This window comes from Pseudomonas uvaldensis, assembly GCF_021271205.1.
Taxonomy (GTDB): domain Bacteria; phylum Pseudomonadota; class Gammaproteobacteria; order Pseudomonadales; family Pseudomonadaceae; genus Aquipseudomonas; species Aquipseudomonas uvaldensis.
Map to the genome: position 1 here is coordinate 1 of NZ_JAIWKS010000025.1, position 3323 is coordinate 3323.

Below are 3323 nucleotides of genomic sequence, written 5' to 3' on the forward strand. Positions count from 1 at the left end.
TCCGTTGGGGCCGGCATCTGCTGCACCTGCTCGAAGCGATGCTGGACGACGCCAGCCAACCGCTGGCGACCCTGCCGTTGCTGGATGACGCGCAACGGCGCGAACTGCTCGGCCGGTTCAACCAGACCCACGCAACGTTCCCCGAGGGGCAACTGTTGCAGGAATGGTTCGAGCAACACGTTCAGGCGCAACCTCAAGCCATCGCCGTGCAGGCCGAAGACATCAGCCTCAGCTATGCCGAACTCAACGCGCGGGCCAACCGTATCGCCCATCGCCTGATCGCCGCCGGGCTTCGCCCGGATGAGCGGGTGGCGCTGTTGGTCGAACGCAGCCCGGAGATGATCGTCGGCATGCTGGCCATCCTCAAGGCCGGCGGCGCCTATGTGCCGCTGGACCCGAACTATCCGCAGGATCGCTTGCAGCACATGCTCGACGACAGTTCGCCACGGGTGCTGCTGACCCAGGGCGCCCTGGCCGCCCCCTTCCATTCGCTGCAAATACCGCGATTGCTGCTGGACGACGCCACAGAGGGCGATGACAGCAACCCGCGCATCGAAGGCCTGACTTCACGGCACCTGGCCTACGTCATGTACACCTCCGGCTCCACCGGCAAGCCGAAAGGTGTGATGCTCGAACACCGTTCGGTATGCAACCAGATCGGTGCCCTGCAGGAACGCTACGGCCTCAATCCCCGGGATCGCATCCTGCAATTCGCCAGCATGACCTTCGACATGTCGGTGGAAGAAATCTTTGGCGCCTTGCTGTCCGGCGCCACGTTAGTGCTGCGCAGCGATGCCTGGATCGCCGGCACGGCGGCCTTCGCCACGCTGTGCGAGCAACACGCGATCAGCGTCGCCAACCTGCCGACCGTGTTCTGGCAACAGGTGAGCCGGGACGCTCACGTCGCCCTGCCCACCTGCCTGCGCCAGTTCATGATCGGTGGCGAAGCGGTGGGCAAGCAGGCGGTGACCCAGTGGTTCGCCCGCGCCGGTCACCGTCCGGCGCTATTCAACGCCTACGGTCCGACCGAGGCCACCGTGAATGCTTCGATCCGCCGGATGGAAAGCGACCGGGACGATTTCCGTTCCATCGGCAAACCGCTGCGCAACACCCAACTGCATGTGCTCGACGTCACGGGCAATCTCGCGCCTTTGGGCGTCTGCGGAGAAATTCATATCGGCGGTGTCGGCGTCGCTCGCGGTTACCTCAACCGTCAGGAACTGACAGCCGAGCGTTTCATTGCCGACCCGTTCAGCACCGATCCGGACGCACGCCTGTACAAGACCGGCGACCTGGGTCGCTGGTGCGCCGATGGCACCCTTCAATACTTGGGACGCAACGATGACCAGGTGAAAATCCGCGGTTTCCGTGTGGAACTTGGGGAAATCGAAGCCGTCCTCGCCCGCTGTGCCGGTGTGCGTGAAGCGGTGGTGGTTGCCCAGGAAAGCAAGCCGGGCCAGTCCGACAGCAAGCGTCTGGTCGCCTACCTGTGCGGTGAGCCGGTACCGGTGGAACAACTGCGTGCCGCATTGCTCGCGGCGCTGCCTGAGTACATGGTGCCCAGCGCGTTCGTACAGCTGGAGGCCATGCCCTTGACGCCCAATGGCAAACTTGACCGTCGCGCCCTCCCCGCACCGGGCCAGGAAGCCTTCGCCAGCCGGGCCTACGAGGCGCCACGGGGCGAGATAGAGCAACTTGTCGCGAACGTCTGGCAAGAGCTGCTGGGTCTGGAACAGGTGGGTCGTCACGATCGCTTCTTCGAGCTTGGCGGGCATTCGTTGCTGGCGGTGAGCCTGATCGACCGCCTGCGCCAGCATGGCTTGAGCGCCACGGTGCGCACGGTGTTCACCGCACCCAGCGTCCGGGAAATGGCCCAGGCCCTGGGTCGCAGCGATGAAACGCCATTCCTGGCGCCGGCCAACCGCATCCCGGCCGACTGCACGACCCTGACGCCGGACATGTTGCCGCTGGTGGAACTGACCCCGGCCCAGCTCGACCGCATTGTCGCCGCCGTGCCCGGCGGTGCCGCCAATATCCAGGACATCTACCCCCTGGCTCCGCTCCAACAAGGCATCCTGTTCCACCACCTGCTGGGGCATGAAGGCGATGCCTATCTGGTGCGCTCGATGATCGAGTTCGACAGCCGTTCGCGGCTCGACGCTTTTATCGGCGCCTTGCAGCAGGTGATCGATCGCCACGACATCCTGCGCACAGCCGTGCATTGGGCCGGCCAGCCGCAGCCGGTGCAGGTGGTGCAACGCCAGGCCACGTTGCCTGTGCAACTCATCACCCTGTCCGCCGATGAAGATCCGCGTACCCGACTGGAACGCTTGAGCGATCCGCGGCATCTGCGCCTGGACTTGCAACAGGCGCCGCTGATGCGCGCCTGCATCGCCGGGGATCCACACTCTGAGCGCTGGTGGCTGAGCCTGCTGGACCACCACATGATCAGTGACCACGTGTCCCTGGCGATCGTGCTCGAGGAGGTCCAGACACTGCTGCAGGGCGACGCCGTGAGCCTGCCGGCGCCGATGCCCTACCGGGAGTTCGTCGCGCAGGTCCTGGCAACGCCGCCCCAGGCCCACGAAGCCTACTTCAGCAACCGGCTGGCGAGCGTCGACGAACCCACGGCGCCCTTCGGCGTACTGGACGTTCAGGGCGACGGCAGCCAGGTCGCGGAAACCAGCGTGCGACTCGAACCCACCCTGAGCCAACGGATCCGTGCCCAATCACGCACCGCCGGCGTCACCCCGGCGGTGCTGTTCCACATTGCCTGGGCCCAGGTACTCGGGCGCTGCACCGACCGTGACGATGTGGTATTCGGCACGGTGGTCGCGGGTCGCCTGCAAGGCACGATGGGTGCCGACCGGGCGCTCGGTGTGTTCATCAACACCCTGCCGATGCGGGTGCGACTGGCCGGCTCCGGTGTCGGTGCGCTGGTGGATGAAACCTATCGCGACCTCAGCGAACTGTTGTCCCACGAGCAGGCTTCCCTGGCCCTGGCCCAGCGTTGCAGTGGCGTCGGCGCTGGCTTGCCACTGTTCACCACGCTGCTCAATTATCGTCATCAGACCGACGGTGGCTCGCTGGCCAACGAAGGGCAGGTGCTGGCCTGGGACGGCGTACGCTTCTTGAGTAACGAAGCACGCACCAACTACCCGATCGAGGTGGCCGTCGCGGATGAAGGCGATGACTTCTCCATCACCGCCCAATCCATTACCGGCATCGACCCACAACGCATTGCCGCCTACCTCGGCCAGGCCGTGGCCGCCCTGGTGGAGGCCCTGGAGCAGGCGCCCGAACGCCTCGCCAGCAGCCTGGAA

The 3323-nt window shown here is 65.6% G+C and carries 1 protein-coding gene; it reads left to right on the plus strand.

Annotated elements, in window-relative coordinates:
- The coding region (locus LCU97_RS26400) for a non-ribosomal peptide synthetase (RefSeq protein WP_232778197.1) at positions 1–3323 on the plus strand (3323 nt) is incomplete at both ends.